The following is a 21,610-nucleotide window of genomic DNA, read 5'->3' as shown; positions in this document are numbered from 1 at the left end:
TCAAGCGGTAAAGAAAGCGCTTCAGTTCTCCTGCGATGTGCCGTTGATGACTGATATAATGATGGCCTTTCGTGGAGAACAGACACTATGCCTACGTCCTTTCTAGAAATTGTCGAGCTGCCGGACGGCCGTATCGAGCTGCGCCGGGCCGAGGACGAAGGTTCTCTGGTAACCCTTAACTTTTCCGAAGATGCCAAGGCGTTCCTGCAGGGCCAGCACGTCGAAGTGGCCAAGGCCATGTTGAGCGTGGGTGTGCAGATGGCCGGACGTTTGGCCGAAGGTGAGATTGAGAAGGACGACGGCGGGCCACGGGTTCTTCACTGAACCGAGGCTCGTTCGGCGTTGTTTCAGATCGGCTTCTCTGTCCTGGAGAAGCCCTGAGGCAATCAGCATGAAGTACCGGCCCTGACAGCCGTTCAATCCGTTAGCCCAAACGAATATTCAGACTTTGCGCATCGCCTTGGCGAGCCGCGTTGATCAGTTGTTGGCGAGCGTTGCCGTTCAGCGGGTTCAGCCAACTGACCACGGTGTGGCTGCGGCCCAGGCGCAAGGCTTCACAGGTCAATTGCAGGGCGCTTTGGGCGCTGCTCGGTTGCAGAAGCAGAATCCGCTCCCGGTTCAATCCGGCATCCCGCAACCAGGCCTGTGTCAGGCTGGACGGCGGCGCGATCAGGGTCAGCCAGCGGGCTTCCTGATCCTCGCTCAAATCCCGCAGGATCGGGGCCAGCAGGCTCAGGCAACTCCCGGCAGCGCCCCGCAACGACAGCTCACTGAAAACTTCTGGCTCGTTGCTCCAGGGGGCTTCGACCACCTCCTTGAGCAGGGGCGCGAGAGGTTGCGCCATGAACGCTTCGAACAGGGACAGTTGTGCATGTTGTGGGGTTTGCTGGAATTGCATGACGCCTCCTTCAGCGGCGAATAACGCCGACACTCAAACCTTCGATGACGAAGTCCTGGTCTTTCAGGTTGACTTCTATGGGGGCGAACTCGGGGTTTTCCGCCAGCAGCCAGACCTTGCTGCCTTCACGCTTGAAGCGCTTGACGGTGACGTCGTCGCCGATCCGCGCCACCACGATCTGGCCGTTGCGGGCTTCGCGGCAGGTGTGCACGGCCAGCAGGTCGCCGTCGAAAATACCGACGTCCTTCATGCTCATGCCGTGAACGCGCAACAGGTAGTCGGCCCGGGGATGGAAGAAGGTCGGGTTGATGTTGCAGGATTCTTCGACGTGCTGCTGGGCGAGAATCGGTGCGCCAGCGGCCACCCGGCCAATGATCGGCAGGGTCGATTCATCACTCTTGGCTTCGAAGCCGGGGATGCGAATGCCGCGGGATGCGCCTGGGGTCATCTCAATCGCGCCCTTGCGGGCCAGGGCCTTGAGGTGCTCTTCAGCCGCGTTCGGCGATTTGAAGCCCAGCTCCAGGGCAATTTCCGCACGGGTCGGCGGATAGCCGTTGTCATCCAGGCAACGTTTGATAAAGGCCAGAATCTCAGCTTGGCGTGGCGTCAGTTTTATCATTTTGAGCGCTCTGTCTTTTTATACAGTGACTGGGATTATATACAGTGTAAGGCGCTTGGCAATCCTCCTTTTTCTCACTGCCGCCGGACGGTCGCCGGACAACGCTGCGCGAGCCTTGTCGGCAGGATGGCTACAGGCCAGGATTTGTATGATTTAATGCCTGACCGGCGGGCCACGAACGGACCGTCAGACTTGACATTCGCGGGGCTGAAACGTATGTTTCAAACAAGTGTTTGTCAGGCGGAAGAACCATGGCCCAGTCGGAAACCGTTGAACGCATTCTCGATGCTGCCGAGCAATTGTTCGCGGAAAAAGGTTTCGCCGAGACCTCATTGCGGTTGATCACCAGCAAGGCGGGGGTCAACCTCGCGGCGGTGAACTACCATTTTGGCTCAAAAAAAGCCCTGATCCAGGCGGTGTTCTCGCGCTTCCTCGGACCGTTCTGCATCAGTCTCGACCGTGAGCTGGAGCGACGCCAGGCCAAGCCCGAGGTCAAGCCCGGGTTGGAAGAGCTGCTGGAAATCCTCGTGGAACAGGCCCTGGTGGTGCAGCCACGCAGCGGCAACGACCTGTCGATCTTCATGCGTTTGCTGGGCCTGGCCTTCAGCCAGAGCCAGGGCCACTTGCGGCGTTACCTCGAAGACATGTACGGCAAGGTATTCCGCCGCTACATGCTGCTGGTCAACGATGCCGCGCCACGGATTCCACCGATCGAGCTGTTCTGGCGCGTGCACTTCATGCTCGGCGCGGCGGCGTTCAGCATGTCGGGTATCAAGGCGTTGCGGGCTATTGCCGAGACCGACTTTGGCGTCAACACCTCCATCGAACAGGTCATGCGCCTGATGGTGCCGTTTCTCGCGGCCGGCATGCGTGCTGACAGCGGTGTCACCGATGCCACGATGGCGGCGGCGCAGTTGCGTCCGCGCAGCAAGTCGACGTCGGTGCCGACGGTGGCCAAGGTTTAATACACTACAGGTGGGCGCGCTGGCTTCGATCCGCTAAGCTGCCGCCCATGCCTGATTTCTTTCTGTTCCAAGTCCCCCTTGCCCGTTCCCGCTTGCCTGGTGCTGTCCATGGCAAGGCGTTGCCGTGCCTGTCTGTCGCCGCTTGGCGTTCAGGTCCGCGAGGGCAACGGGCACTTTTGTCCAAGGATTCCTTATGAGTACTGCCCTGCAAGGCTCCCTGATGGTGGACGTCGCCGGTACCTGGCTGACGGCTGAAGATCGCCAGTTGCTGCGCCAGCCGCAAGTCGGCGGCCTGATCATTTTTGCGCGCAATATCGAGCACCCGCGTCAGGTCCGTGAACTGAGCGCCGCCATTCGCGCTGTACGCCCGGACTTGTTGCTGGCGGTCGACCAGGAAGGCGGGCGGGTGCAGCGCTTGCGCCAGGGCTTCGTGCGCTTGCCGGCGATGCGCGCCATTGCCGACAACCCGAATGCCGAATACCTGGCCGAGCAGTGTGGCTGGCTGATGGCGACCGAGGTGTTGGCGGTGGGCCTGGACCTGAGTTTCGCACCGGTTCTGGACCTGGATTACCAGCGCAGCGCCGTGGTCGGTAGCCGTGCTTTCGAGGGGGATCCCGAGCGCGCGGCGTTGCTCGCCGGGGCGTTTATCCGCGGTATGAACAGTGCCGGCATGGCCGCCACCGGCAAGCATTTCCCCGGTCATGGCTGGGCTGAAGCCGACTCCCATGTGGCGATTCCCACCGATGAGCGCAGCCTGGACGAGATCCGTGCCAATGACCTGGTGCCGTTCGCCCGCTTGAGCCAGCAGCTCGCCGCAGTGATGCCGGCCCATGTGATTTATCCACAGGTCGATGGGCAACCGGCCGGTTTCTCGCGTCGCTGGCTGCAGGAGATTCTGCGGGGCGAATTGAAATTTGAGGGGGTTATCTTCAGTGATGACCTGTCGATGGCCGGTGCCCATGTGGTCGGCGATGCCGCGAGCCGGATCGAAGCGGCCCTGTCCGCCGGCTGCGATATGGGTCTGGTGTGCAACGACCGTGCGGCTGCCGAACTGGCCCTGAGTGCCGCCCAGCGCCTGAAGGTCCAGCCGTCGCCGCGCATTGCACGGATGCGCGGCCAGGGCTTTGCCCGCACGGATTACCGTCAGGACCCGCGCTGGTTGTCGGCGCTTATGGCGCTCAAAGATGCTCAACTGATTGATTGAGGAATCCTGCATGACGGTTTACGCAATTATCGGCGGCACGGGTCTGACCCAGCTGGAAGGCCTGAGTATTCGTCAGTCGTTGGCGCTGGACACACCCTACGGTGCCCCCTCGGCAGACATCCAGATCGGCGAATATGCCGGTCGCGAGGTGCTGTTCCTGGCGCGCCACGGGCATCCGCACCGTTTTCCACCCCATCAAGTGAATTACCGGGCCAATCTCTGGGCGCTGAAACAGGCGGGTGCCGAGGCCATACTGGCGGTCAATGCGGTGGGCGGGATTCATGCGGCGATGGGCACCGGGCATTTCTGCGTACCGCATCAATTGATCGACTACACCAGCGGGCGCCAGCACACCTACTTTGCCGATGACCTGGAGCAGGTGACTCATATCGATTTCAGCTATCCCTACAGCGAAGGCCTGCGGGAACAGCTGATTGCGGCGCTGGCAGCCGAGGGTTGTGCCTACAGCAGCCACGGCGTCTATGCCTGCACCCAGGGGCCGCGTCTGGAGACGGTGGCCGAGATCGCCCGTCTGGAGCGCGACGGTTGCGATATCGTCGGTATGACCGGCATGCCGGAAGCGGCGTTGGCCCGAGAGCTGGAACTGGACTACGCCTGCCTGGCCCTGGTAGTGAACCCGGCGGCGGGCAAGTCGACGGCGGTGATCACCATGGCCGAGATCGAACAGGCCTTGCATGACGGCATGGGCCAGGTGAAGTCGACCTTGGCCCGGGTGCTGTCGGCCGGTCGTTAACGACCGGCTTTCTTGTCCGGCAGTGGCGCGAACAAGGCTTCGATGTCGTCGTTCTGTAGCTGCCAGTCACCGGCCTGGCGGCCGTCGAGGACGCCGGCGGCCAGGTCCGATTTTTCCTGTTGCAGGTGTTGGATCTTCTCTTCCACCGTGCCCCGGGCAATCATCTTGTAGACGAACACCGGCTTCTCCTGGCCGATCCGATAGGCGCGGTCGGTGGCCTGGTGCTCAGCCGCCGGGTTCCACCACGGATCGTAGTGGATCACGGTGTCGGCTTCGGTGAGGTTCAGGCCCACGCCGCCGGCCTTGAGGCTGATCAGGAAAATCTGCAACTTGCCGCTCTGGAAGTCCTTGACCGGCGCACGTCGGTCGCGGGTCTGTCCGGTCAGCAGCGCATAAGCCACTCCGCGCTTATTCAATTCCAACTCGATCAGCGACAACATCGAGGTGAACTGCGAGAACAGCAGGATTCGCCGACCTTCGTCGAACAGCTCCTCGAGCATCTCCATCAGGCTGTCGAGCTTGCCGGAGGCGCTGCCGCGGGCGGGCAGGGGCGCGTCGTTGACCAGGCGCAGGTCGCAGCAGACCTGGCGCAGCTTGAGCAGCGCCTCGAGGATAATGATCTGGCTGCGGGCCACGCCTTTGCGGGTGATTTCGGCGCGGACTTTCTTGTCCATGGCCAGGCGCATGGTCTCGTAGACATCGCGCTGGGCCTCGTTGAGTTCCACCCAATGGATGATCTCGGTCTTGGGCGGCAGTTCGGTGGCCACCTGTTCCTTGGTGCGGCGCAGCAGGAAGGGTTTGATCCGACCGTTGAGGTGTTGCAGGCGGACTTCGCTGGCGTGTTTTTCGATCGGCGTCCGATAGTCGCGGTTGAAGCTCTTCACGTCCCCCAGCCAGCCCGGCAAGAGGAAATGAAACAGCGACCAGAGCTCGCCCAGGTGGTTTTCCAGCGGCGTGCCGCTCAGGCACAGGCGTTGCCGGGCATCCAGCTCACGGGCGGCCTGGGCGGCCTTGCTGCCGGGATTCTTGATGTACTGCGCCTCGTCGAGCACCAGTACGTGCAGCGGCTGGGTCTTGAGGCGTTCGATATCCTTGGGCAACAGGGCGTAGGTGGTGAGCAGCAGGTCGTAATCCTGCAATTGCTCGAAATGCTTCTTGCGCCCGGCACCATACAGAGCCAGCACCTTGAGCTGCGGGGTGAAATGCGCGGCTTCGTCCAGCCAGTTGGGGATCAGGCTGGTGGGCATCACCACCATGCACGGGCGGTCCAGGCGTCCGGCGAGCTTTTCGCTGAGGATATGGGCCAGGGTCTGCAGGGTTTTGCCCAGGCCCATGTCATCGGCCAGGATGCCGCCGACTTCCAGTTGCCTGAGGGACTGCATCCAGCTCAGGCCCTCGTGCTGGTAGGGGCGCAGCGTGGCGTTGAGACCTTCGGGGATCGCCGCGCTGTAGTCGCGGATATCCCGCAGCCGCTGGGCGAAACCACGGATCTGTTCGCCGCCTTCCCAGAGCAATGCCAACTCGTCCAGCGGATTGAGCCGGGTCGCATCGGCATGGCTCAGGCGCAGGCGGGTGGTACCGGGTTCCTGTAGGTAGAACTCGCCAAGGGTGTTCAGCACCGGCCGCAGGCGTCCATAGGGCAGCGCCACTTGCAGCGGTCCGTGGTTGCCGGCGGGGGAGGCCGGGATATTGACCAGGATCAGTTCGTCGTCGCGGCGCCGGGCCAGGCGCTCGGGGTTGAGCAGTTCGGTGTGGGAGCGCACCAGGTTCAGCAGGATCGGCAGCAGGCTCAGGCGCTCGCCGTTGACGATGATCCCCAGTTCCAGGTCAAACCAGTCGCGTTCGGGCGCTTCGTCGACCGTGGCGTACCAGTCTTCCACGGGGCTGAGGTCGAAACCGAAGTCTTCCTCGATCTGCAATTGCCAGCCCTGGGCGCGCAGGCCGGGCAGTTGGTTGAGGGTGAAGTTCAGCCAGGCGCTGTCATTGACCATTTCGAACAGCTCGCCGGCACTTTCCGGCAGGGCCTTGCTCTGGCGCGTGGCGATCTTGAATCCCAGCACCCGCAATTGCTCACGACAGGCTTTTTCCGCTTCCAACTGACGCTTGATGCGCAGGCTCTGGTGTTCCTGGCGCAGGATGATATCGGCGTTTTTCTGGCCGCTGACGTATTCACCCAGATAGTCGAAGGACAGGGCCGCGCGGTGCTGGATATAGCGTTGCATCCGCCCGTTGCGTGGCTCGAAGGCGCTGAACTCGATACTCGCCAGCCACAGGCGCGGCACCGGCATCAGGTCGTCGATAAGCTGTTGCGGCAAAGGCGAAGGTGTCCGCGCATCGAGCACGGCCTGGAGTTTTTCCAGCAACTCGGCGTCCTTTTCCGCGGCAGGATAGGCCAGGGTTTCCTGGACTTGCAGCAACACCGCAGCGGTGTGCTTGCAGCGGCTGCGTACCGGGCAGGTGCAGGTGGCGTCGACCACCAGCAGCGTGCCTTTGGCGGATTCGCGCAGGTGAATGGTCTGGCGATAGGTGTTGCCGCCCGAGCCTTCGCAACTGGCGGTGACCGTGCTGTCACCGGCCTGGACGATCCTCACGCGGTTTTCCAGGGCGTAGCGCCGGCCTCGTTCCAGACTCTGTTCCGTGAAGCGACTGACCCAGGACGCAGCGAGCGGTTTCGTCAGGGTGGGCGTCAGGGACGAGGGCATCGGACTTTCACTGGTCGAGGTTCTGTGATGGCGCTTCGCGTTTCGATGCGGCGAGTGAGGTCACCTTGAGCAGCAGGGCGAGGTGGCCGGCATCCAGGAAGTTGAGCTGGCCGTTCTTGGTCTGGCTGGTCTGGTTCAGGCGTTCGCTGGCACTGACCACGCCGTTGCTGTCGAACTGGTTGACCCAGAATTGCGCCTGTACGTCGGTGAAGCGCTTGAGGGTGAGGCTCAGCGTGCCCTGCACCGGGAACTGGCCGAACTGTTCCTGGCCCTCGGTGATCGACACCAGGCTCGGCTGGTCGCCCAGGGATTGTTGCCAGGCCTTGTGCAGCAGCACCTCATAGTTGCCGCTGGCACCAAGCTTGGTGGTCATGTCGTTGAGGCTCGGGGTGCGCTCCTGGTCGGCGGTGACCGGTTTCGCTCCCTTGGCCCAATCCTCGGGTGCCGGCTGACTCTGGAATGGTTGTTCCAGGTTCTGCCGGATCAGGATCATTTCGATCTGATACAACTCGTCGGCCAGCGCCGCGGGAGCGATCAGGACCAACAACAAAGCCAGCGAGGGTATCAAGCGCATACGGCGTCCTTCAGGCAGTTTTCGGGGTGAGGCGCTCGAACAGCGCCTCCAGTGTATTAAAGCGCTCTTCTGCACGTTCCATCGGCACCATGAACTTGAACAGGGTGGCGCCTTCGAATTTGTAGCGGTTGGGCTGGCCCTGGATCAGCTTGATCAGCGACAACGGATCGACCGGGGTGTCCGCGGCGAACTCGATGCGCCCGCCTTGCGGACCACCGTCGACCTTCTTGATACCCAACTGCTCGGCCTGCAGTTTGAGCAGGGTCAGGCGCACCAGGTTCTTGGTCGGTTCCGGCAGCAGGCCGAAGCGGTCGATCATCTCCACTTGCAGGTCCTTGAGACCCTCTTCGTCGGTCGCCGAGGCGATGCGCTTGTAGAGGATCAGCCGTGCGTGCACGTCCGGCAGGTAGTCTTCGGGGATCAGCGCCGGCAGGCGCAGGTTGATTTCCGGACCACCGCCCAGGGGCTGGTCGAGGTTGGGCTGCTCGCCCTTGCGAATGGCCTTGACCGCACGTTCGAGCATTTCCATGTACAGGGTAAAGCCCACGGCCTGAATCTGCCCGCTCTGGCCGTCGCCGAGCAGTTCGCCGGCACCGCGGATTTCCAGGTCGTTGGTGGCGAGCACGAAGCCGGCCCCGAGGTCCTGGGTATTGGCGATGGCCTCCAGGCGCTTTTCCGCGTCGGGCGTGATCTGCTGGCGACCCGGGGTCAGCAGGTAGGCATAGGCCTGGTGGTGACTGCGTCCGACCCGGCCGCGCAACTGGTGCAACTGCGCCAGGCCGAACTTGTCGGCGCGCTCGATGATGATGGTGTTGGCGCTTGGCACGTCGATGCCGGTCTCGATGATGGTCGAGGCGATCAGCACGTTGAAGCGCTTGTGGTAGAAGTCGCTCATCACCTGTTCGAGATCGCGTTCGCGCATCTGTCCGTGGCCGATGCCGATACGGGCTTCCGGCACCAGTTCGGCGAGGTCGGCGGCGCATTTCTCGATGGTTTTCACATCGTTGTGCAGGTAGTAGACCTGGCCGCCACGGAGCAATTCGCGGAGCAGGGCTTCCTTGACCGTGCTGTTGTTCTGCTCCATGACGAAGGTGCGCACCGACAGCCGGCGTGCTGGCGGCGTGGCGATGATCGACAGGTCACGCATGCCCGACACCGCCATGTTCAGCGTGCGCGGAATCGGCGTGGCGGTCAGGGTGAGGATGTCGACTTCGCTGCGCAGGGCCTTGAGCTGTTCTTTCTGGCGGACGCCGAAACGGTGTTCTTCGTCGATGATCACCAGGCCCAGGTTCTTGATCTTCACATCGTCCTGCAGCAGTTTGTGGGTGCCGATGACGATATCGATCTTGCCTTCGGCGAGGTCCGCCACGGCCGCGTTGACTTCCTTGGCGGACTTGAAGCGGCTCATGACTTCGACCGTTACCGGCCAGTCGGCGAAGCGATCGCGGAAGCTGTTGTAGTGCTGCTGGGCGAGCAGGGTGGTGGGCACCAGGATCGCCACCTGCTTGCCGCCATGCACGGCGATAAAGGCCGCGCGCATGGCAACTTCGGTCTTGCCGAAGCCGACGTCGCCGCAGACCAGGCGGTCCATCGGCTTGGGCGCGAGCATGTCGGCGCGCACGGCTTCGATGGTGGTCTGCTGGTCCGGGGTTTCCTCGAACGCGAAGCCGGCGCTGAAGGTCGCGTAGTCGGCTTTCGGATCGGCGAACGCATAACCTTCGCGGGCGGCGCGGCGGGCGTAGATATCGAGCAGTTCGGCGGCGACGTCACGGACCTGTTCGGCGGCCTTGCGCTTGGCTTTCTGCCAGGTTTCCGAGCCCAGGCGGTGCAGCGGGGCGAGGGCGTCGTCGCTGCCGGTGTAGCGCGCGATCAGGTGCAGGTTGGCCACCGGCACGTAGAGCTTGGCGCCCTCGGCATAGGCCAGTGTGAGGAATTCCGCGACCTGGTTGTCGATCTCCAGGGTCGCCAGGCCGAGGTAGCGGCCGACGCCGTGGTCGATATGCACCACCGGTGCGCCTTCGCGCAGTTCGGTGAGGTTCTTGATCACCGCGTCGTTGTTGGCGTCGGCGCGCTTTTCCCGGCGTCGGCGCTGCATCACGCGCTGGCCGAACAACGGGCTTTCGGCGACCAGGGCCAGGGCCGGGTCGTCCAGCACCAGGCCTTCGTCCAGTGGCGCGATGGTGATTGCCAGGCGTTCCTTGCCGGCGACGAAGTCCGGCCAGTTGTCGACGGTCTTGGGTCGCAACTTCAGGCGTTCGAGCAGCTCCAGCAAGACTTCCCGGCGCCCGGCGGATTCGGCGGTGAACAGCACGCGGCCGGGGAATTCGTCGAGGAATGCCGAGAGTGCCGCCAGCGGCTGGTTGGCCTTGGCCTCGATCGCCAGGTTCGGCAGTTCGCGGGCCGGGAAGCGTTCACGGCCGACGCCGGTTTCCACGTCCTGCTGGCTGGCGACCACCCGTGGCCAGCTTTTCAGGCGGGCGAAGCAGTCTTCCACCGGCAGGAACAGTTCGGCCGGTGGCAGCAGGGGCCGGGTCGGATCGACGCGACGCTCCTCATAGCGGTTGCGCACATCGTTCCAGAAATTTTCCGCCGCCTGTTCGATGCCGGGCAGGGAGAACACCTGGGTGTCCTGGGGCAGGTAGTCGAACAGGGTCGAGGTTTCCTCGAAGAACAGCGGCAGGTAGTACTCGATGCCGGCAGGGGTAATCCCGCTGTTGAGGTCCTGGAAGATCGGGCAGCGACGGAAGTCGACGTCGAAGCGTTCGCGAAAACGCGCCTTGAAGCGGGTCACCGCTTCTTTCTGCAGCGGGAACTCCTTGGCCGGCAGCAGGCGCACCGAGTCGACCTTGTCGATGGAACGCTGGTTTTCCGGGTCGAAGGTCCGCAGCGTTTCGATCTCGTCATCGAACAGGTCGATGCGGTACGGCAACTTGCTGCCCATCGGAAACAGGTCGATCAGGGCGCCGCGCACGGCGAACTCGCCATGCTCGTAGACCGTGTCGACGCAGCGGTAACCGGTGGCTTCCAGGCGTGTGCGCATCTGCTCGACATCGAGCTTCTGGCCGATATCCAGCACCAGGCTGCTACCCAGCAGGAACTTGGTCGGCGCCAGGCGGTGGAGGGCCGTGGTGATCGGCACCACCAGCACGCCATGCACCAGCTCCGGCAGCCGGTAAAGGCTGGCGATGCGCTGGGAGATGATGTCCTGGTGCGGTGAAAACAGGTCGTAGGGCAGGGTTTCCCAGTCCGGGAAATGCAGCACCGGCAAGTTGGGGGCGAAGAAACTCAGCTCCTGTTCGAGCCGCTCGGCGCTCTGGCTGTCGGCGGTCAACAGCAGGGTGAAGCGCTTGGCAGCGCTGGCAGCCTCGGCAATGGCCAGGCTCAGGGCGGCACCGGGGAGATTGCCCCAGTGCTGTTTACCTGCCGCGGCAGGGAGAAGCGGTAGACGCAGAACGGGCACGGAAGGTTGAGCTCCAAGCGTTGCGACAAAGTCGGTAATTGTAACGGGCCTGGGTGCCGCCTGTCAGTTGCAGACTGTTTCTATTACGCATTGAGGGAAATGTAGTGGCTATGACAAAAAATAGCGCTTTTTGGTCGGTTATGTAGTGCCGTATCGGACGTATGTTTTGGAGGGTTACGGACAAGTCGCCGGTGGCCGGCAAAAATGAGCCCTGCTGCAACCCGCGTATTTACTGGGCTGGCGCGGGGTGCATTTTTTTCAAAAGGTTTTTTCTTGGGGGAAGCACGACAGGCGCGCATTGCTCGCAGGGCCACTCGGCGGCATAATGTAGCCCCTTTTTTCAGCCCCTACATGTGGAAGGTTCCCGTGACTCAGAAGCCCGACCAGTGTCTTGGTGAGTGGATTGATCGTGAAGCGCTTGCAGAAGCGATGATCCCGCTTATCGGTCAGCTCTACCGCAATAACAATGTGGTGAGTTCGATCTATGGCCGCAGCCTGATCAACCAGTCTGTCATTGCGATTCTCAAAGCTCACCGCTTTGCTCGCCATCGTCAGACTGATGATGCCGAACTGTCCGTCCACGAGACTTTCCCGCTGCTCAAGGCGATGAGCGAGCTCAAGCTGGGTGCCGCTTCGGTGGACCTGGGCAAGCTGGCCGTGAAATTCAAGGAACAAGGCAATGGCCGCAGCGCCGAGCAGTTCGTGCGCGAAGAGCTGGTCGATGTGGTTGGCCAGCAAAGCGCTGCCGGTCGCAAGGGCACTGACGTGGTGCTGTACGGTTTCGGCCGTATCGGTCGCCTGCTGGCCCGTATCCTGATCGAGAAAACCGGTGGCGGCGACGGCCTGCGCCTGCGTGCCATCGTCGTGCGCAAGGGCGCCGACAACGACCTGACCAAGCGCGCCAGCCTGCTGCGTCGCGATTCGGTGCACGGTCCGTTCAACGGCACCATCACCATCGATGAAGAAAACAGCACCATCACCGCCAACGGTAACCTGATCCAGGTCATCTACGCGAAGAACCCGGCTGAAGTGGACTACACCCAGTACGGCATCAAGAACGCCCTGCTGGTGGACAACACCGGCGTATGGCGTGATGCCGACGGCCTGGGCCAGCACCTGGCCTGCCCGGGTATCGACCGCGTGGTGCTGACCGCACCGGGCAAGGGCAAGCTGAAGAACATCGTGCACGGTATCAACCACGGTGAGATCACTGCGGACGACAAGATCGTTTCCGCGGCGTCCTGCACCACCAACGCCATCGTGCCGGTGCTCAAGGCCGTCAACGACAAGTTCGGTATCGTCAACGGTCACGTTGAAACGGTTCACTCGTACACCAACGACCAGAACCTGATCGACAACTTCCACAAGGGCGATCGCCGTGGTCGTAGCGCCGCGCTGAACATGGTGATCACCGAGACCGGTGCCGCCACCGCTGCTGCCAAGGCCCTGCCTGAGTTGGCCGGCAAGCTGACCGGTAACGCGATCCGTGTGCCGACGCCGAACGTGTCGATGGCCATTCTCAACCTGAACCTTGAGAAAGCTTCCACCCGCGAAGAGATGAACGAGTACCTGCGCTACATGGCGCTGCACTCGGATCTGCACAAGCAGATCGACTTCGTCAATTCCCAGGAAGTGGTGTCCACCGACTTCGTCGGTTCGCGCCACGCCGGTGTGGTCGATGCTGAAGCGACCATCTGCAACGACAACCGCGTTGTGCTGTACGTCTGGTACGACAACGAATTCGGTTACAGCTGCCAGGTGGTGCGTGTGATGGAAGACATGGCTGGGGTCAACCCGCCTGCGTTCCCGCGCTAAGCACTCGCCGCACATGAAAACGCCCCGACTTGTCGGGGCGTTTTCGTTTGTGCAGGGTGCTGAGAGGGCGGTGTCGGGTCAGCCTCTGTTGGCGGCTGCGATCTGCGCGGTGCGCAGTTCATGCTTGTTGCCGTGGAACAGCACCAGGGTCGCGATCAGCCCCAGTACCGCCGCGCCACTGAGCCAGATGCCCGGTGCGGCCTTGTTGTCCAGCACGTGGATCAGGTAGGTACAGGCCACCGGAGTGAAGCCACCGAAGGTGGCGGTCGCCAGGCTGTAGGCCAGGGAGAAACCGGTGGTACGCACTTCAACCGGCATGATCTCGGTCAGGGCCACGACCATGGCACCGTTGTAGGAGCCATAGAGGAACGACAGCCACAGTTCGGCAATCAGCAGGCGACTGAAGCTCGGATCCGCCACCAGCCAGGACAGCACCGGATACGCAGTGAGGATCGCCAGGATAGTCGCCGCCAGCAGCAGCGGCTTGCGGCCAATCTTGTCGGACAGCGCACCCATCACCGGCAGCCAGAAGAAGTTCGACATGCCGATGCACACGGTCACCAGCAGGGCGTCGAAGTCCGACAGGTGCAGCTCGGCTTTACCGAAGGTCGGGGTGTAGGCGGTGATCAGGTAGAAGGACACGGTGGTCATCACCACCAGCGCCATGCCCGCCAGGACCACGCCAAAGTTCTGACCGATGGAGCGGATGACTTCCGGCAGTGTTGGACGATGTTTACGCGCCTGGAACTCAGGGGTTTCTTCCAGCGAGCGACGGATGATGAAGATCGCCGGAACGATCATGCAGCCCACCAGGAACGGCACGCGCCAGCCCCAGTCACCCATTTGCTCAGGGCTCAGCCAGTGGTTGAGGCCCACACCCAGCAAACCGGCAAAAACCACAGCGGCCTGTTGGCTGGCGGACTGCCAGCTGACGAAAAAGCCCTTGCGGCCCGGTGTCGAGATCTCGGCCAGGTAGACCGATACGCCGCCCAGTTCCACGCCGGCGGAGAAGCCCTGCAGCAAGCGGCCCAGCAGGACCAGCAGCGGTGCTGCAACCCCCAGGGTCGCATAGCCGGGTACGCAGGCAATCAGCACCGTGCCCGAGGCCATCAACGCGAGGGTGATGATCAGGCCTTGGCGACGACCGTGGCGGTCGATGTAGGCACCGAGGAAGATCGCCCCCAGGGGACGCATCAGGAAGCCGGCACCGAAGGTGGCCAGCGAAAGCATCAGGGAGGCAAATGCACTGTCGCTAGGAAAGAAGGTTTTAGCGATGGCCGTGGCATAAAAGCCGTAAACCATGAAGTCGAACATCTCAAGGAAGTTACCGCTGACAACGCGAAAAATCGCCTTGCCCTTGCCCGTACTCGAGGCCATTTTTATTTACTCTCTTTGTCTGTCTTATAAGCAATCCATCGTCTTTGCTCGTCCTTACTGCACCTTTCAGGTATATGCACGCTGGCAGATCAGTATTGTAACGATATGTGTAATAGAGTCGTCAGGCAACAAAAACCCTAGCTTGCTGGCTAAGTGGCACAACCCTTGATCTAGACGCCTTCAGCTGGGGTTTTGTGCCAGCAGCGTTTCCCGTAACGGGTCCGACAGACCTTGTGGGGCCAACCAGATCCCGAAGTACGCCCTGGCCAGTTCCGGGTCGCGACTGCTGAAAATAACCTGGCCATTGCGCTCCAGGCTCAGCCCTTGCCCGACCCGGTAGTCGAGTGCATAACGATCACCTTGCTGGATGTCCTTGAAGCTCTGGTGCAGGGCATCCAGTTCGCCTTGCAGACGGACCAGGTTGGCCGCTGTTTGCTGGCGTTGCAGGGTGGCGGTGGCGGCCTTGATCACATCGCTGCGGTCTATCGCGCGAAAGTAATAGAGCTCCAGGCGCTGGTCGCGCAGTTCGGCGACGGCCTGGCGGGCGCTGACGCCGGGGGCGGTGTACAGCGCGGCGGCATAGACGTCGGCCCAGAGGTAGGTGAGGACGCTTTGTCCCTTGAGCTCCAGGGTTTCGCTGCCGTTGTGCCATTGGCCGGGGAAATGGGCTTCCTTCAGGCGTTCGGCGGAGCCGGCCCAGCTCAGTGAGCTGAAGATCAGTAAGAGACAGGCGATTATCTGACGCATAATGATCAACCTCGAAAAGGGCCTTTCTACAGACTATGTCAAATCCACCGGTTGCCGCGCCTTGTTGCGAATCCTGCTGCCGGGCGGTGTCTTTACCCTGCCCGGCGGCGCCTGGGCATAACATGTAGTGCAGGCAAAGCTGGCCTACGACGCGACCAAGGGTTAATGTGCGCGGCGTTGAAGCTTCTATAGACTGCACACCAAGATTTGATCCTTCATGTCGCCGGCCGCGACATGATTTAGCCGCAGGTGCCAGAGGGGTGCCTCGGCCTGTTCTGAGGAGTACGCATGGCTGTCTACAACTACGACGTAGTGGTACTGGGTTCCGGCCCAGCTGGTGAAGGCGCGGCAATGAACGCCGCGAAAGCGGGGCGCAAGGTGGCGATGGTCGACAGCCGTCGCCAGGTCGGCGGTAACTGCACCCACCTGGGGACCATTCCGTCCAAGGCCTTGCGTCACTCGGTCCGGCAGATCATGCAGTTCAACACCAACCCGATGTTCCGGGCCATTGGTGAACCGCGCTGGTTTTCCTTTCCGGACGTGCTGAAAAGCGCGGAGAAGGTCATTGCCAAGCAGGTGGCTTCGCGCACCGGCTTCTACGCCCGCAACCGGGTTGACCTGTTCTTCGGCACCGGCAGTTTCGCCGACGAGCAGACCATCGAAGTGGTCTGCTCCAACGGTGTGGTCGAGAAACTGGTGGCCAAGCACATCATCATCGCCACCGGTTCGCGTCCGTATCGCCCGGCCGATATCGATTTCCACCACCCGCGTATCTACGATAGCGACACCATCCTCAGCCTCGGCCACACGCCGCGCAAGCTGATCATTTACGGTGCCGGTGTGATCGGTTGTGAATACGCCTCGATCTTCAGTGGTCTCGGGGTGTTGGTGGAACTGGTGGACAACCGCGACCAGTTGCTCAGCTTCCTGGATTCGGAAATTTCCCAGGCCCTGAGCTACCACTTCAGCAACAACAACATCACAGTGCGTCACAACGAAGAGTACGACCGGGTCGAAGGCCTGGACAACGGGGTGATCCTGCACCTGAAGTCGGGCAAGAAGATCAAGGCCGACGCCTTGCTCTGGTGCAACGGCCGTACCGGCAACACCGACAAGCTGGGCATGGAAAACATCGGGGTCAAGGTCAACAGCCGTGGCCAGATCGAGGTCGACGAGAACTATCGCACCTGCGTGCCGAACATCTACGGTGCCGGTGACGTGATCGGCTGGCCGAGCCTGGCCAGTGCGGCGCACGACCAGGGGCGTTCGGCGGCGGGCAGCATTGTCGACGACGGCAGCTGGCGTTATGTCAACGACGTGCCGACCGGGATCTACACCATTCCGGAGATCAGCTCGATCGGCAAGAACGAGCATGAACTGACCAAGGCCAAGGTGCCTTACGAAGTCGGCAAGGCGTTCTTCAAGAGCATGGCCCGGGCGCAGATCGCCGGCGAGCCGCAAGGCATGCTGAAGATCCTGTTCCACCGGGAAACCCTGGAGGTCCTGGGTGTGCACTGCTTCGGTTATCAGGCGTCGGAGATCGTGCACATCGGTCAGGCGATCATGAACCAGCCGGGTGAGAACAACACCCTGAAGTACTTCGTGAACACCACCTTCAACTACCCGACCATGGCCGAAGCCTATCGGGTAGCGGCCTACGATGGCCTCAACCGGCTTTTTTAAGCGGCTCCGGCCGGTGGCCTGAGCCGGCCGGGGAGACCGATTTCAGCCTTTCCCAAGTGTGGCCGTGGCCAAACCGGGAAAGTCTGTAATCAGGCTATCAACGCCGAAGTCAGCGAGTCTGCGCATCAGCGCCGGCTCGTTGACTGTCCACACCGACACATGCAGACCCTGACGCTGGGCCTTGATCAGGCGTTCCGGGGTGCAGAGTGTCCAGTTCAGCGCCAGAATCTCGCAGCCATAACTCTGGGCGATCTTCAACGGGTCGAGCCAGGCGTATTCGGCCACCAGTCCGCGTGACAGGTCCGGGGTCAGTTCCAGGGCGGCCTTGAGCACTTCCCGGGAGCTGGAGGTGACGGTGACCTTGTCCAGCAGGCCGAAGCGCTGGGCCATTTCGCGGATCGCCAGCACGGTGGTCGCCGCCCGGGTGCGCGAGGCGCTCTTGACTTCCAGTTGCCAGTGCTCGAAATCGCACTGTTCGAACAACTCTTCCAAGCGTGGAATCGGGCAAGGCTTGATCCAGCCGGGGCCGCCCTGGCGCGCGTCATAGGTCACCAGTTCGGCGGCGGCATGCTCGACCACCTTGCCCCGGCGGTCGGTGGTGCGTTTGAGGGTCGGGTCATGGATAACCATCAACTCACCGTCCATGGACAGGTGCAGGTCCAGTTCACAACGGCGTACGCCGTGTTTGAGACATTCCTGGAAACTGGTCAGGGTGTTTTCCGGTGCTTCACCTTTGGCGCCACGATGGCCATAAATCAGAGTCACGACTGCTCCTTACAGGGAGAAAAAATACTGTTGAAAAATCAGGGCGGCACGGCCGCAAGCGTCAGGTCGCGTCGGGGTCGTTCTGCTCCCGGGCCAGGCGTCGCTCCTGCGCCTGTTTCTGCAGGATATGCCGCGCCAGCAACTGGCGTTGGGCATCGGTCAATGCTTCGAACTCGGTGCCGATGTCGAAGGTGCCGAAGTGGCGGGGCGCGCAGTGGGTCACCTTGGCCCGCAGCAGCAACCCGAGCGCCTGGGGCATCAGCACCATCTTGATCGCCAGGTGGCTGCCGGTCGGGTAGGCGATATGATGTTCGAACTCCAGGCCGCCTTCGGAAATGGTCACCCGTTGCGGTTCGCCGAACTCGCCCAGGACCGAATAGGCCATCACCTGGCTCAGCAGGTCGACGCGCTTGTTCTGGGCCTTGAGGAAGGCCGTCAGGCTGCGGTCGCGCTCGCTGACCTGGCGCAGCAGGTGCTGGGACTCGAATTCGCTCAGGTGCAGTTCGCTCAGCAGGTTGAAGAGCGGTGAAGCATCCTGCAACACTTCTTTGTTCGCCGCGTCGGGGGCGGACAAAGGGCTGATTTCCAGTGCGATCGTGTCCTCGATACGGTAGTATTCGCGGCGATCTTCTTCATCTAATGTCGACATGGCGAACCCAGGGCAGAGGCGATGGTCTGAGTGTAAAGCTGCTGACCACACCTCGCCACAAGGACGTCTTCTTTTCCTTCGAACCTCTTTGCCGACGAACAAGCCCCTCGACATGTTCAGACCACTTTTCGTATTTATCGGCACGCGTTATACCCGTGCAAAGCGTCGCAATCATTTCGTCTCTTTCATTTCCCTGACTTCGATGATCGGACTCGCGCTTGGCGTGGTCGTGATGATCGTGGTGCTCTCGGTGATGAACGGTTTCGACCATGAAATGCGCACCCGCGTGCTGGGCATGGTGCCCCACGCGACCATCGAGTCCGACGAGCCGATCAGCAACTGGCAGGCACTGGGCGACAAGGTCCTCAAGAACCCGAAAGTAGTGGCGGTTGCGCCGTTCACCCAGATGCAGGGCTTGCTGACCAACAACGGCCAGGTGCAGAAGGTGATCCTCAATGCCATCGATCCGGCGCAGGAGCGCAAGGTCTCGATCATTGACCAGTTCATGCAGAAGGGCCAGCTCGATGCGCTGACCCCCGGCAGCTTCGGTATCGTCATCGGCGACAAGGCGGCGACCAAACTGGGCGTCGGCCTTGGCGACAAGCTGACCTTCGTCGCCCCGGAAGTCACGGTGACCCCGGCGGGCATGTTTCCACGGATGAAGCGTTTCACCGTGGTCGGCATCTTCCATGTCGGCGCCGGTGAGCTGGACGGCTACCTGGGCCTGACCAATCTCGACGACCTGGCCCGCCTGCACCGCTGGAAGCCGGACCAGGTCCAGGGCCTGCGCCTGAAATTCGACGACCTGTTCCAGGCCCCGCGCACGTCCTGGGAAATTGCCCAGCAGCTGGGCGATGGCCATTACTACGCCCGTGACTGGACCCGTACCCACGGCAACCTGTACCAGGCGATCAAGATGGAAAAGGCCATGATCGGCCTGCTCTTGCTGCTGATCGTGGCGGTGGCGGCGTTCAATATCATCTCGACCCTGGTGATGGTGGTGAACGACAAGAAGGGCGATATCGCCATCCTGCGTACCCTGGGCGCCACGCCCGGGCAGATCATGGCGATCTTCATGGTCCAGGGCACCGTGATCGGGGTGATCGGCACGCTGATCGGCGCGGTGGTCGGGATTCTCGCCGCGCTGAACGTCAGCGCCGCGATTGCCGCCCTTGAGCGCCTGATCGGCCACAAGTTTCTCAATGCCGACGTGTACTTCATCGACTACCTGCCGTCCCAACTGATGGCCGAAGATGTGTTGATGGTCTGCGGTGCGGCATTGGTCCTGAGTTTCCTCGCCACCCTGTATCCAGCCTGGCGTGCGGCGCGCACCCAGCCTGCGGAGGCGCTACGTTATGAGTGAGTTGGGCATGAGTGAAAAAGCAGTGCTGAGTTGCCGCAACCTGGGCAAGTCCTACGAGGAAGGCCCGGAGTCGGTGGTGGTCCTGTCGGGCCTGCAACTGGAGCTGCACGCCGGTGAGCGGGTGGCGATCGTCGGCAGCTCGGGCTCGGGCAAAAGTACCTTGCTCAACCTGCTGGGCGGCCTCGATACCCCGTCCCAGGGCAGCGTCTGGCTGGCCGGCGAGGAGCTTTCCGCCCTTGGCGAGAAAGCCCGTGGCCTGCTGCGCAACCGTTCGCTGGGGTTCGTCTACCAGTTCCACCATCTGCTGCCCGAGTTCACCGCCCTGGAGAACGTCTGCATGCCGCTGCTGATCGGGCGCACCGCGATTCCCGAGGCGCGTCAGCGTGCCACGGCGTTGCTGGAGCGGGTCGGCCTCGGCCATCGGCTGGAACACAAGCCGTCCGAGCTGTCCGGCGGCGAACGCCAGCGCGTGGCGATTGCCCGGGCCCTGGTGAACAAGCCGGGATTGGTGATGCTCGACGAGCCCACCGGCAACCTCGACCACCATACCGCCCAGGGTATCCAGGACCTGATGCTGGAACTCAGCACCTCGATGCGCACGGCGTTCCTGGTGGTGACCCACGACATGAACCTGGCCCGGCAGATGGATCGTGTGTTGCACCTAGAAGACGGCAAACTCGTCGCTATCTGATTCGCCAGGACCCGTACCCGTTGAATTGCGCGGGTGTCGGGTCGATTATTTTTCTACGGTGGCCAGCGAATGTTCAGACCGTTATCGATTTTCATCGGCACGCGCTATACCCGCGCCAAGCGCCGCAACCGTTTTGTCTCGTTTATCTCGATGACCTCGATGATCGGCCTCGCCCTGGGCGTGCTGGCGATGATCGTGGTGTTGTCGGTGATGAACGGTTTCCAGAGGGAAATGAGTTCGCGAATCCTCGGCATGGTGCCCCACGCCACCATCGTTGGGGTCAAGCCCATCGACGACTGGCAACCGGTGGCGGCGGCCGCACTGAAGAACCCTGAAGTGACGGCGGCGGTGCCGTTTACCGAAATGGACGGCATGCTCTCCTACAAGGGCTCGATGCAGCCGATCCAGATCAGCGGCGTCGACCCGGCCCAGGAAGGCAAGGTCTCGATTGTCGCCCAGCATATTGTCCAGGGCCGCCTGGAAGATCTGAAACCGGGTGAGTTCGGTGTGGTGATCGGTGAGATCACCGCGCGGCGCTTCCGGGTGAATGTCGGCGACAAGCTGACCCTGATTGTTCCGGAACCCAGCACTGAGCCCGGCGGTATTACCCCGCGCCTGCAACGTTTGAACGTGGTCGGGGTGTTCAAGGTGGGGGCCGAGCTGGATGGTTCGATGGCTCTGATCCATATGAGCGACGCGGCGGATATCCAGCACTGGCAGCCGAACCAGGTGCAGAGTGTGCGACTGGCGGTGAAGGACCTGTATGCGGCGCCGCAGGTGTCCGCGGATATCGCCACCGGTCTGGGCAGCGATTTCAAGGCCGATGACTGGACTCATACCCAGGGCAGCCTGTTCAGTGCCATGAAGATGGAAAAGACCATGATCGGCCTGTTGTTGCTGATGATTGTCGCCGTGGCGGCGTTCAATATCATCGCGACCCTGATCATGGTGGTGAACGACAAGGGCGCGGACATCGCAATCCTGCGCACCATCGGCGCCACGCCAAGGCAGATCATGATGATCTTCATGGTCCAGGGCACGGTGATCGGGATTGTCGGGACCTTGATCGGCGGCGTACTGGGGGTGATTGCGGCGCTGAATGTCAGCCAGATGGTGGGCTGGATCGAGCGGGTCAGCGGGCAGCATATCTTCAGTTCCGACGTGTATTTCGTCAGTAACCTGCCGTCGCAGTTGCAGGCGGGGGATGTGCTGTTGATCTGTTCGGCCGGGTTTATCCTCAGCTTCCTGGCGACGCTGTACCCGGCGTATCGGGCGGCGAAGATCGAACCGGCCCACGCTCTGCGTTATTCGTAACCCCGGTGCTCTCTGTGGCGAGCGGGCTTG

18 protein-coding genes are annotated in these 21,610 nt (G+C 62.0%); 9 read left to right on the top strand and 9 right to left on the bottom strand.

Features of this window, described 5'->3' with window-relative positions:
• Positions 1–87 precede the first annotated feature (87 nt).
• A complete protein-coding gene (locus HX866_RS14510) occupies positions 88–324 on the top strand; it encodes a hypothetical protein (RefSeq protein WP_100939176.1) in 237 nt (78 codons plus the stop codon).
• A 100-nt stretch (positions 325–424) separates the two neighbouring features.
• Here the strand turns inward: HX866_RS14510 and sulA are convergent, their stop codons facing one another.
• Together sulA and lexA are read right to left on the bottom strand one after the other, a co-directional pair.
• Positions 425–898, bottom strand: coding sequence for an SOS-induced cell division inhibitor SulA (gene sulA, locus HX866_RS14505; protein WP_177092424.1), 474 nt, complete (start codon positions 896–898; stop codon positions 425–427).
• A 10-nt stretch (positions 899–908) separates the two neighbouring features.
• Positions 909–1,517: a transcriptional repressor LexA gene (gene lexA, locus HX866_RS14500; RefSeq protein ID WP_103496730.1), complete on the bottom strand. Its 609-nt coding sequence runs from the start codon at positions 1,515–1,517 to the stop codon at positions 909–911.
• A gap of 251 nt (positions 1,518–1,768) precedes the next feature.
• On the opposite strand from lexA, the gene HX866_RS14495 reads away from it, so the two are divergent.
• From HX866_RS14495 to HX866_RS14485, 3 genes are all read left to right on the top strand, one after another.
• Positions 1,769–2,482: a TetR/AcrR family transcriptional regulator gene (locus tag HX866_RS14495; protein ID WP_177092423.1), complete on the top strand. Its 714-nt coding sequence runs from the start codon at positions 1,769–1,771 to the stop codon at positions 2,480–2,482.
• A gap of 205 nt (positions 2,483–2,687) precedes the next feature.
• On the top strand, positions 2,688–3,686 hold the full coding sequence (gene nagZ, locus HX866_RS14490) for a beta-N-acetylhexosaminidase (protein ID WP_177100563.1): 999 nt from the start codon (positions 2,688–2,690) through the stop codon (positions 3,684–3,686).
• A 10-nt stretch (positions 3,687–3,696) separates the two neighbouring features.
• Entirely contained in the window at positions 3,697–4,440 is a 744-nt protein-coding gene (locus tag HX866_RS14485; protein ID WP_177092422.1) for an S-methyl-5'-thioinosine phosphorylase, read from the top strand.
• Here HX866_RS14485 and HX866_RS14480 read toward each other — a convergent pair.
• From HX866_RS14480 to mfd, 3 genes are read right to left on the bottom strand one after another with little or no spacing between them, the layout of a single operon-like run.
• Positions 4,437–7,130 carry a DEAD/DEAH box helicase gene (locus HX866_RS14480; RefSeq protein ID WP_177140104.1) on the bottom strand — a complete coding sequence of 898 codons (2,694 nt, stop codon included), beginning with the start codon at positions 7,128–7,130 and terminating at the stop codon, positions 4,437–4,439. The genes HX866_RS14485 and HX866_RS14480 overlap by 4 nt on opposite strands.
• Before the next feature lie 19 nt (positions 7,131–7,149).
• Positions 7,150–7,716 carry a CsiV family protein gene (locus HX866_RS14475; protein WP_177092421.1) on the bottom strand — a complete coding sequence of 189 codons (567 nt, stop codon included), beginning with the start codon at positions 7,714–7,716 and terminating at the stop codon, positions 7,150–7,152.
• A 10-nt stretch (positions 7,717–7,726) separates the two neighbouring features.
• Positions 7,727–11,176, bottom strand: coding sequence for a transcription-repair coupling factor (mfd, locus tag HX866_RS14470; protein ID WP_177140025.1), 3,450 nt, complete (start codon positions 11,174–11,176; stop codon positions 7,727–7,729).
• A gap of 351 nt (positions 11,177–11,527) precedes the next feature.
• Between mfd and HX866_RS14465 the strand changes: the two genes are divergently transcribed.
• Positions 11,528–12,991 carry a glyceraldehyde-3-phosphate dehydrogenase gene (locus tag HX866_RS14465; protein ID WP_177092419.1) on the top strand — a complete coding sequence of 488 codons (1,464 nt, stop codon included), beginning with the start codon at positions 11,528–11,530 and terminating at the stop codon, positions 12,989–12,991.
• Positions 12,992–13,069: 78 nt separating this feature from the next.
• Here the strand turns inward: HX866_RS14465 and HX866_RS14460 are convergent, their stop codons facing one another.
• Both HX866_RS14460 and HX866_RS14455 read right to left on the bottom strand, forming a co-directional pair.
• Positions 13,070–14,368 carry an MFS transporter gene (locus tag HX866_RS14460; RefSeq protein ID WP_177140024.1) on the bottom strand — a complete coding sequence of 433 codons (1,299 nt, stop codon included), beginning with the start codon at positions 14,366–14,368 and terminating at the stop codon, positions 13,070–13,072.
• Positions 14,369–14,548: 180 nt separating this feature from the next.
• A complete protein-coding gene (locus HX866_RS14455) occupies positions 14,549–15,115 on the bottom strand; it encodes a chalcone isomerase family protein (RefSeq protein ID WP_177100326.1) in 567 nt (188 codons plus the stop codon).
• A 288-nt stretch (positions 15,116–15,403) separates the two neighbouring features.
• Between HX866_RS14455 and sthA the strand changes: the two genes are divergently transcribed.
• Positions 15,404–16,798 carry a Si-specific NAD(P)(+) transhydrogenase gene (gene sthA / locus HX866_RS14450; protein ID WP_177092416.1) on the top strand — a complete coding sequence of 465 codons (1,395 nt, stop codon included), beginning with the start codon at positions 15,404–15,406 and terminating at the stop codon, positions 16,796–16,798.
• A 42-nt stretch (positions 16,799–16,840) separates the two neighbouring features.
• Here the strand turns inward: sthA and HX866_RS14445 are convergent, their stop codons facing one another.
• Both HX866_RS14445 and HX866_RS14440 read right to left on the bottom strand, forming a co-directional pair.
• Positions 16,841–17,563, bottom strand: coding sequence for a glycerophosphodiester phosphodiesterase (locus HX866_RS14445; RefSeq protein WP_177140023.1), 723 nt, complete (start codon positions 17,561–17,563; stop codon positions 16,841–16,843).
• A gap of 61 nt (positions 17,564–17,624) precedes the next feature.
• Positions 17,625–18,212 (bottom strand): PilZ domain-containing protein, encoded by a 588-nt coding sequence (locus HX866_RS14440; RefSeq protein WP_177092414.1) that lies wholly within the window; start codon positions 18,210–18,212, stop codon positions 17,625–17,627.
• A 112-nt stretch (positions 18,213–18,324) separates the two neighbouring features.
• On the opposite strand from HX866_RS14440, the gene HX866_RS14435 reads away from it, so the two are divergent.
• The 3 genes from HX866_RS14435 (at position 18,325) to HX866_RS14425 (ending at position 21,580) form a co-directional block, all read left to right on the top strand.
• Complete coding sequence (locus tag HX866_RS14435) at positions 18,325–19,575, top strand: lipoprotein-releasing ABC transporter permease subunit (protein WP_177100330.1); 1,251 nt, start codon at positions 18,325–18,327, stop codon at positions 19,573–19,575.
• A gap of 7 nt (positions 19,576–19,582) precedes the next feature.
• Entirely contained in the window at positions 19,583–20,266 is a 684-nt protein-coding gene (gene lolD / locus HX866_RS14430) for a lipoprotein-releasing ABC transporter ATP-binding protein LolD (RefSeq protein WP_177126855.1), read from the top strand.
• Between the two features lie 69 nt (positions 20,267–20,335).
• Positions 20,336–21,580, top strand: coding sequence for a lipoprotein-releasing ABC transporter permease subunit (locus tag HX866_RS14425; protein WP_177092411.1), 1,245 nt, complete (start codon positions 20,336–20,338; stop codon positions 21,578–21,580).
• The last annotated feature ends 30 nt before the right edge of the window (positions 21,581–21,610 follow it).

It is taken from the genome of Pseudomonas gingeri (genome assembly GCF_013386165.1).
Classification (GTDB): Bacteria; Pseudomonadota; Gammaproteobacteria; order Pseudomonadales; family Pseudomonadaceae; genus Aquipseudomonas; species Aquipseudomonas gingeri_C.
Note: the sequence above shows the minus strand (reverse complement) of the source record. Positions and strands in the feature narration are given on the sequence as shown.

What these genes read in the sequence shown, in the direction of transcription:
- HX866_RS14510 (WP_100939176.1), top strand. Translation starts at nt 88, where the DNA reads ATGCCTACGTCCTTTCTAGAAATTGTCGAGCTGCCGGACGGCCGTATC.
- sulA (WP_177092424.1), bottom strand. Translation starts at nt 898, where the DNA reads ATGCAATTCCAGCAAACCCCACAACATGCACAACTGTCCCTGTTCGAA.
- lexA (WP_103496730.1), bottom strand. Translation starts at nt 1,517, where the DNA reads ATGATAAAACTGACGCCACGCCAAGCTGAGATTCTGGCCTTTATCAAA.
- HX866_RS14495 (WP_177092423.1), top strand. Translation starts at nt 1,769, where the DNA reads ATGGCCCAGTCGGAAACCGTTGAACGCATTCTCGATGCTGCCGAGCAA.
- HX866_RS14485 (WP_177092422.1), top strand. Translation starts at nt 3,697, where the DNA reads ATGACGGTTTACGCAATTATCGGCGGCACGGGTCTGACCCAGCTGGAA.
- HX866_RS14475 (WP_177092421.1), bottom strand. Translation starts at nt 7,716, where the DNA reads ATGCGCTTGATACCCTCGCTGGCTTTGTTGTTGGTCCTGATCGCTCCC.
- HX866_RS14465 (WP_177092419.1), top strand. Translation starts at nt 11,528, where the DNA reads ATGTGGAAGGTTCCCGTGACTCAGAAGCCCGACCAGTGTCTTGGTGAG.
- HX866_RS14460 (WP_177140024.1), bottom strand. Translation starts at nt 14,368, where the DNA reads ATGGCCTCGAGTACGGGCAAGGGCAAGGCGATTTTTCGCGTTGTCAGC.
- HX866_RS14455 (WP_177100326.1), bottom strand. Translation starts at nt 15,115, where the DNA reads ATGCGTCAGATAATCGCCTGTCTCTTACTGATCTTCAGCTCACTGAGC.
- sthA (WP_177092416.1), top strand. Translation starts at nt 15,404, where the DNA reads ATGGCTGTCTACAACTACGACGTAGTGGTACTGGGTTCCGGCCCAGCT.
- HX866_RS14440 (WP_177092414.1), bottom strand. Translation starts at nt 18,212, where the DNA reads ATGTCGACATTAGATGAAGAAGATCGCCGCGAATACTACCGTATCGAG.
- HX866_RS14435 (WP_177100330.1), top strand. Translation starts at nt 18,325, where the DNA reads ATGTTCAGACCACTTTTCGTATTTATCGGCACGCGTTATACCCGTGCA.
- lolD (WP_177126855.1), top strand. Translation starts at nt 19,583, where the DNA reads ATGAGTGAAAAAGCAGTGCTGAGTTGCCGCAACCTGGGCAAGTCCTAC.
- HX866_RS14425 (WP_177092411.1), top strand. Translation starts at nt 20,336, where the DNA reads ATGTTCAGACCGTTATCGATTTTCATCGGCACGCGCTATACCCGCGCC.